The sequence below is a fragment of the Propioniciclava sp. genome (genome assembly GCF_036744435.1).
GTDB lineage: Bacteria > Actinomycetota > Actinomycetes > Propionibacteriales > Propionibacteriaceae > Propioniciclava.
This window is the reverse complement of the sequence record NZ_DAIOIA010000003.1, coordinates 48,437-55,030: the sequence shown is the minus strand read 5'-3', so window position 1 is coordinate 55,030 and position 6,594 is coordinate 48,437. Positions and strand designations below refer to the sequence as shown.

The following is a 6,594-nucleotide window of genomic DNA, read 5'->3' as shown; positions in this document are numbered from 1 at the left end:
CGGACAAGGTCGTCCCCGCCAGCGCGGGGATGAGCCCTGGTGAAAGGAGAGGACCTCGATGAAGGTCAAGTCGTCCCCGCCAGCGCGGGGATGAGCCCCACTGGTCGATATAAATGGTCGTGCCGATGTTGTCGTCCCCGCCAGCGCGGGGATGAGCCCAACATCGGCACGGTCGGCTCACGCCCGAACAAGTCGTCCCCGCCAGCGCGGGGATGAGCCCACCTTGTAGGCCTTGTTCCAGAAGGCGTTCTCGTCGTCCCCGCCAGCGCGGGGATGAGCCCATTGTCAAGGTCCGATGAAAGGAGCTGAAGTGGTCGTCCCCGCCAGCGCGGGGATGAGCCACCCAGAGGGGGTCGGCAGCTTCGGCTGCCGGCCGTCGTCCCCGCCAGCGCGGGGATGAGCCCGGGTCGTGGATGTTTTACGTGGAGGGCACCGAGTCGTCCCCGCCAGCGCGGGGATGAGCCCGAGGCGTTCGCCTCGTCAGCGGCCTTGATCCGGTCGTCCCCGCCAGCGCGGGGATGAGCCCTTCTTGGCGTTGCCCGGGGCTTGGACCACGAGGTCGTCCCCGCCAGCGCGGGGATGAGCCCGAACCCAGATCCCCGCAGTGTCCTTGGTCACTGTCGTCCCCGCCAGCGCGGGGATGAGCCCCGCGAGGCCATCATCACGCGGTACCAGGTCTTGTCGTCCCCGCCAGCGCGGGGATGAGCCCGACTTCGCCGAGCTTCCCCTGCACGCGCTCCCGTCGTCCCCGCCAGCGCGGGGATGAGCCCGAGTCCTGGTACAGGAACCGTGCCGACACCTTGTCGTCCCCGCCAGCGCGGGGATGAGCCCATCTCGAAGATCGCGGTTGCACGGCAGGATCCGTCGTCCCCGCCAGCGCGGGGATGAGCCCGGGTTCGACAGAACCCAGCCGGAGCGGTCCCAGTCGTCCCCGCCAGCGCGGGGATGAGCCCTGGGGCAGCCCGACGATCGACGAAACGATCGAGTCGTCCCCGCCAGCGCGGGGATGAGCCCGCGCCCTTGACCACCGCCTCGCCGTAGCTGTCGTCGTCCCCGCCAGCGCGGGGATGAGCCCACCGGGTAGGTGATGGCGGTTCCCGAGATGGTGTCGTCCCCGCCAGCGCGGGGATGAGCCCAATGCGGTTACCCATCGTTACCGCGTCATGGTGTCGTCCCCGCCAGCGCGGGGATGAGCCCGTGCAGGCGATCGAAGAAGGGGGGCTTGGCCGGTCGTCCCCGCCAGCGCGGGGATGAGCCCGGATTGGTAGCACTGAGCGCCACATCGCTCTGGTCGTCCCCGCCAGCGCGGGGATGAGCCCCGCCCTCGTCGAACACGGACACATGGACATGGGTCGTCCCCGCCAGCGCGGGGATGAGCCCGCGTTTTGCTCCGGGAAGCCGTTGACCTCACGGTCGTCCCCGCCAGCGCGGGGATGAGCCCTCTACGAGCGGCTCAAGCTGCGCGTCGATGGCGTCGTCCCCGCCAGCGCGGGGATGAGCCCTCGTCATCCCACACCGGGGCGACGTGGAGGGCGTCGTCCCCGCCAGCGCGGGGATGAGCCCCGCCGAGGGCGGCGCCCTTACCTGCCGACTCGGTCGTCCCCGCCAGCGCGGGGATGAGCCCAGCACCTGGTATAGCGGGACCTTCACCTACCAGTCGTCCCCGCCAGCGCGGGGATGAGCCCGACATGATCCCGGCGCTGTCCAGCTTCGGCGAGTCGTCCCCGCCAGCGCGGGGATGAGCCCGTGCTCCTGACTGACTCGGCGATCAAGGCCAAGTCGTCCCCGCCAGCGCGGGGATGAGCCGCCGACCGAGAGGCCGGAGAGGTAGCCGTCGTGGTCGTCCCCGCCAGCGCGGGGATGAGCCGCACCCAACGTGGAGCGCTACCTGGCTGACCTGGTCGTCCCCGCCAGCGCGGGGATGAGCCCCAGCAGGGCTACGCCGCCGACATGGCGAAGACGTCGTCCCCGCCAGCGCGGGGATGAGCCGACAGTGCGACGGGACCCGTCCCGCGCCTCATAGTCGTCCCCGCCAGCGCGGGGATGAGCCCTCCAGCTCGGCTACCTGTACGGCACCGAGACGGTCGTCCCCGCCAGCGCGGGGATGAGCCCCCAAGCCGCCCTCGCCAAACAGATCGGAGCAGGTCGTCCCCGCCAGCGCGGGGATGAGCCCACCACACACGCTCGCGGGGATCGCCTCGCGGGGTCGTCCCCGCCAGCGCGGGGATGAGCCCACACGGCCTTCAACGACGACGAGACCGTCGAGGTCGTCCCCGCCAGCGCGGGGATGAGCCCGGCGGCCCGGGGATGGACTTGATCCCGCAGCAGTCGTCCCCGCCAGCGCGGGGATGAGCCCGCCTTCGGCCACTCGATGATCTCCCCGGACTTGTCGTCCCCGCCAGCGCGGGGATGAGCCCTCCTCGATGCCCTGCGCCGACTCAGACGCCGAGTCGTCCCCGCCAGCGCGGGGATGAGCCCATGTTGACCCGCGTGACCTCGTCGGCCCGCTCGTCGTCCCCGCCAGCGCGGGGATGAGCCCCTGGCTAAGGGCCTCGGGCTCCCCACCACCCTGTCGTCCCCGCCAGCGCGGGGATGAGCCCCCGGCAGCGTGTGCGGGACCGTGTGGGAATCGGTCGTCCCCGCCAGCGCGGGGATGAGCCGCCGATCCGCTCGGCGAGGGTCCCGCCGGTGATGTCGTCCCCGCCAGCGCGGGGATGAGCCTGGCCGGGACCGGTCGGGCAGATGCGGGTCGGGGTCGTCCCCGCCAGCGCGGGGATGAGCCCTCGCGGCCGGCGGCGAGAGCTAGGCGAGCACGGTCGTCCCCGCCAGCGCGGGAATGAGCCCCGGACCACCCGTCGCGTCGACTCCAAGGCCCTGTCGTCCCCGCCAGCGCGGGGAAGAGCCGGTGAAGCCGAAGCCCTCGGGATCGGATCGGCTGTCGTCCCCGCCAGCGCGGGGATGAGCCCGATGTCGGCCTCACCAAGAATGAATTCAATGAGTCGTCCCCGCCAGCGCGGGGATGAGCCTCATCGTCATCACAGCCACACGGTCAGCGAAACGTCGTCCCCGCCAGCGCGGGGATGAGCCGAAGTGGAACCGGCTCACCGAGACGAAGACGTCGTCGTCCCCGCCAGCGCGGGGATGAGCCCGGGAACAGCTCGCTCCCGGTCTCACGGAACGTGTCGTCCCCGCCAGCGCGGGGATGAGCCCGTATTCCCGGACTGCTTCTCCTCGGTCGCGAGGTCGTCCCCGCCAGCGCGGGGATGAGCCCGCGAGGCCGACCGGCTGGCGGCCGCGGGGATGGTCGTCCCCACCAGCGCGGGGATGAGCCGGGGGAGATCTGATGCAGCGGCAGACGATCTACGTCGTCCCCGCCAGCGCGGGGATGAGTCCCTTCGCGACCACCGGCGTCATGTCCGGCGGGAGTCGTCCCCGCCAGCGCGGGGATGAGCCCGATCCGGCGCTACTGCGGCTGGTTCCCCCGGAGTCGTCCCCGCCAGCGCGGGGATGAGCCCGGGCTCCGTTCCACTCGGCCAGCTTCGCCGGGTCGTCCCCGCCAGCGCGGGGATGAGCCTCACCACGAAGGGGGCCTGATGGAGACCAGGACGTCGTCCCCGCCAGCACGGGGATGAGCCGCCGCCTGGGTGATCGACCCGACGAGGAAGAGCGTGGTCCCCGCCAGCGCGGGGATGAGCCCTCCCGGATGAGCCGGTTCCGTCCGGTGAGGTAGTCGTCCCCGCCAGCTCGGGGATGAGCCGGCAGCCAGCCCGCCACCGCCAGCACACGGCGCGTCCCCGCCAGCGCGGGGACGACTCGCCGGGCAGAGGGGCGATTGACGGGTCTAGGGTCGATTCCATGACAGCGAGGACGGTGCATCCGGCGCCTGACGTGCTCAACGTCGGGTTCCGCAATCGGCTCGGGGAGTCGCCCTGGTGGGACGGGACGGCGTTGTCGTGGGTCGACATTTTCGGGTTGCGCGTCCATCGCGCGCTCTTGGACGGCTCGGACGCGTCGGGTTTTGCGACGCCGGGGCAGCCCGGCTTTGCGATCCCGGACGGCGACGGGTTCGTGGTCGGGCTGCCGGACGGCGTCTGGCATCACTCGACGTCGGCCGACGCCTGGACGCAGCGCTGGGTGGCATCGCACGACCCGGACGTCCAGCGGATCAACGACGGCAAGACCGATCCCGCCGGCCGGCTGTGGTTCGGGACGATGACCTACGACGAAAGCGCCCCCGTGTCATCTTTGTTCCGCCTGGACGCCGCGGGCGCTTCCGAGCAGATGGGTGGCGTCATCACCTCCAACGGGCTCGGCTGGTCACCTGTGGGGACGACGATGTACTACGCGGATTCGCCCGCCCGCGTCATCTGGGCGTTCGACTATGACCCGAGCCTGGGGGCGATCAGCGGTCGGCGCGTCTTCACCCGGGATCCGGAGGGCTACTTCCCCGATGGGCTGTCCGTGGACGATGAGGGCTGCGTCTGGTCGGCGAAGTGGAACGGCGGCAAGGTGGTGCGTTACTCCCCCGACGGCCGGGTCGACCGGGTGCTGGAGGTCCCCGTCGCTCGGCCGACGAGCGTCGCGTTCGCTGGGTCGGACCGTTCCACGCTGGCGATCACGACGGCTGATCCGGGGGATCCGGCGCTGGCACACGAACTCGACGGCCTGATCTTGTTGGTCCCTTCCGGCACGACCGGCCCCCTGCTCGCTTCGCCCCGCTGAAGAGTCCCCATGACGAACACCGCACCCGCGCCCGCCGCCTCACCCAGGGTTGTCTTGCTCGACATCGACGGGACGCTGGTCACCTATGACCTGATCCTCCCGGCGAGCGCCGCGGCGGCGGTGCGGGAGGCCCGTGCGTCCGGCCATCGGGTCTACCTGTGCACCGGCCGCAGCCGCGCCGAGATCTACCCGCATCTGTGGGATCTGGGCGTCGACGGGCTGATCGGCGGCAACGGCAGCTACATCGAGGACGCCGGACAGGTCGTCCAGCATCAGGTCATGGCGCCCGAGGTGGTGGCCGAGGCCGTCGGCTGGCTGGACGCCGAGGACCTCGGCTACTACCTCGAATGCAACTCGGGCTTGTATGGGAGCCCGCAGTTGCTGGAGCGGGCCGCCGCCGCGATCGGGCGTCCGGGGGCGGAGGGCGAGCGGTTCGTCGCTGACGCGTTCCCCGATCTGCTGCCCCTCGCGGACGACCTGCCCGACGATGTGAACAAGATCAGTTTCGCACTGCGTCCAGGTCTCGACGTGGACGCCTTGGCCGTCCGGTTCGCGGGCCGCGCCGGCGTTGACACGTGGAGCGCCACCGGGGCCGGACCGGAGTTCGGCGAGTTCGGTCAACTCGGCGTCCACAAGGGGGCGGCGATCATCACGCTGGCGGCGCACCTGGGCGTGCCGGTCGGCGAGATGATCGGCGTCGGGGATGCCCGCAGCGACCTGGAGATGATCGCCGTGTGCGGCATCGGGGTGGCGATGGGTAACGCACCCGACGACGTGAAGGCGGCCGCCGACCTGGTCACCGACCGCGTCGAGGAGGACGGGCTCGCCCGCGCCTTCCGACGGTTGGGTCTGATCGTCAGCACCTAGCCGCGTCCGGTCGGGGGGGGCGTCCATGGCGTCCGCACGGGAGTGACACAGCCAAGGCATAGGCCGGGTCGCTAGCGTGGAGGCACGACACGAAGCTCACAGCGAGCGCCGGATATGAGACCGGGAGGAGCAGGGGCGGCACCTGCCGTGTCGGCGAGGGAGGCGTCCTGAGTCCTCGCGGCCCCAGCCTCAGTCCTCGGCGGGCTGGGGCTCAGTCCTCGGCGGGACCGGCCGGGACGCCCAGCGTCCCGCGACTGATCAGGATTCAGGCTTGGAGCGCGGCCGCTTCCTGCACCACCGAGACCAGGGCGTCCACCTCATGGGCGAACCGCCCAGGAACACCCCATCGACGGCAGGCCACAACTCGGTCAGCAGCCCCGGACCCGCCGAGCCGCCGTACAGGACGCGGGCGTCCCGGCGATCCGCAACTGCCCGGCCCAGGGCCCGGCAGACCTCGATCACATGCTCCGCCGGGGCGGGACGCGGTGCCCCGATCGCCCACACCGGCTCGTAGGCGACCCACACCGTGTCGGCGGGGTCCAACTCCGCGACCGCAGAACCGAGTTGGGCGACGCAGAAGTCGGCAGCCTCGGACGCGGGGCCCGGAGTCGGCTCCCCCACGCACAGCAGCGGCACCAGCCGGTTTCGGACGGCCGCGGTGGTCTTGGCAGCGACCACCGCGTCCGATTCCCCGAACAGGGAGCGGCGCTCCGCATGCCCGACCTCGACGACGCGGACGCCGAGATCGGCCAGGTCCGCGCCGGACACCTCGCCGGTGTAGGGGCCCCGATCCTGGGCGCACAGATCCTGCGCGCCCAGGACCACCCCGGCCGGGAGAAGCGCCTCCGCGGCCGCGGCCAGGCTGAGGTGGTCGGGCAGCACGACCGCCTCGACGCCCAGGGCGGGCCCCACCACAGGACCGACCCGGGCGGCAACCTCACGGCAGTAGTCGAGCGTCCGAGCCCGATCGAAGTACATCTTCAAACTCACCGCGACGACGGCCAT

At 71.6% G+C, this 6,594-nt stretch carries 3 protein-coding genes and 1 CRISPR repeat array; of the genes, 2 read left to right on the top strand and 1 reads right to left on the bottom strand.

The window, feature by feature from the left end; genetic code table 11:
- Positions 1-8 precede the first annotated feature (8 nt).
- A CRISPR array of direct repeats spans positions 9-3,758; the repeat unit is 29 nt; unit sequence GTCGTCCCCGCCAGCGCGGGGATGAGCCC.
- Between the two features lie 97 nt (positions 3,759-3,855).
- Positions 3,856-4,722, top strand: a complete 867-nt coding sequence (locus V7E09_RS00985) for an SMP-30/gluconolactonase/LRE family protein (protein WP_324511507.1) — start codon at positions 3,856-3,858, stop codon at positions 4,720-4,722.
- A gap of 9 nt (positions 4,723-4,731) precedes the next feature.
- Entirely contained in the window at positions 4,732-5,589 is an 858-nt protein-coding gene (locus tag V7E09_RS00980; RefSeq protein WP_324511506.1) for an HAD family hydrolase, read from the top strand.
- A gap of 258 nt (positions 5,590-5,847) precedes the next feature.
- Here V7E09_RS00980 and V7E09_RS00975 read toward each other — a convergent pair whose 3' ends face one another.
- Positions 5,848-6,594, bottom strand: a complete 747-nt coding sequence (locus V7E09_RS00975) for a triose-phosphate isomerase family protein (protein WP_324522916.1) — start codon at positions 6,592-6,594, stop codon at positions 5,848-5,850.

What these genes read in the sequence shown, in the direction of transcription:
- V7E09_RS00985 (WP_324511507.1), top strand. Translation starts at nt 3,856, where the DNA reads ATGACAGCGAGGACGGTGCATCCGGCGCCTGACGTGCTCAACGTCGGG.
- V7E09_RS00980 (WP_324511506.1), top strand. Translation starts at nt 4,732, where the DNA reads ATGACGAACACCGCACCCGCGCCCGCCGCCTCACCCAGGGTTGTCTTG.
- V7E09_RS00975 (WP_324522916.1), bottom strand. Translation starts at nt 6,594, where the DNA reads ATGGCCGTCGTCGCGGTGAGTTTGAAGATGTACTTCGATCGGGCTCGG.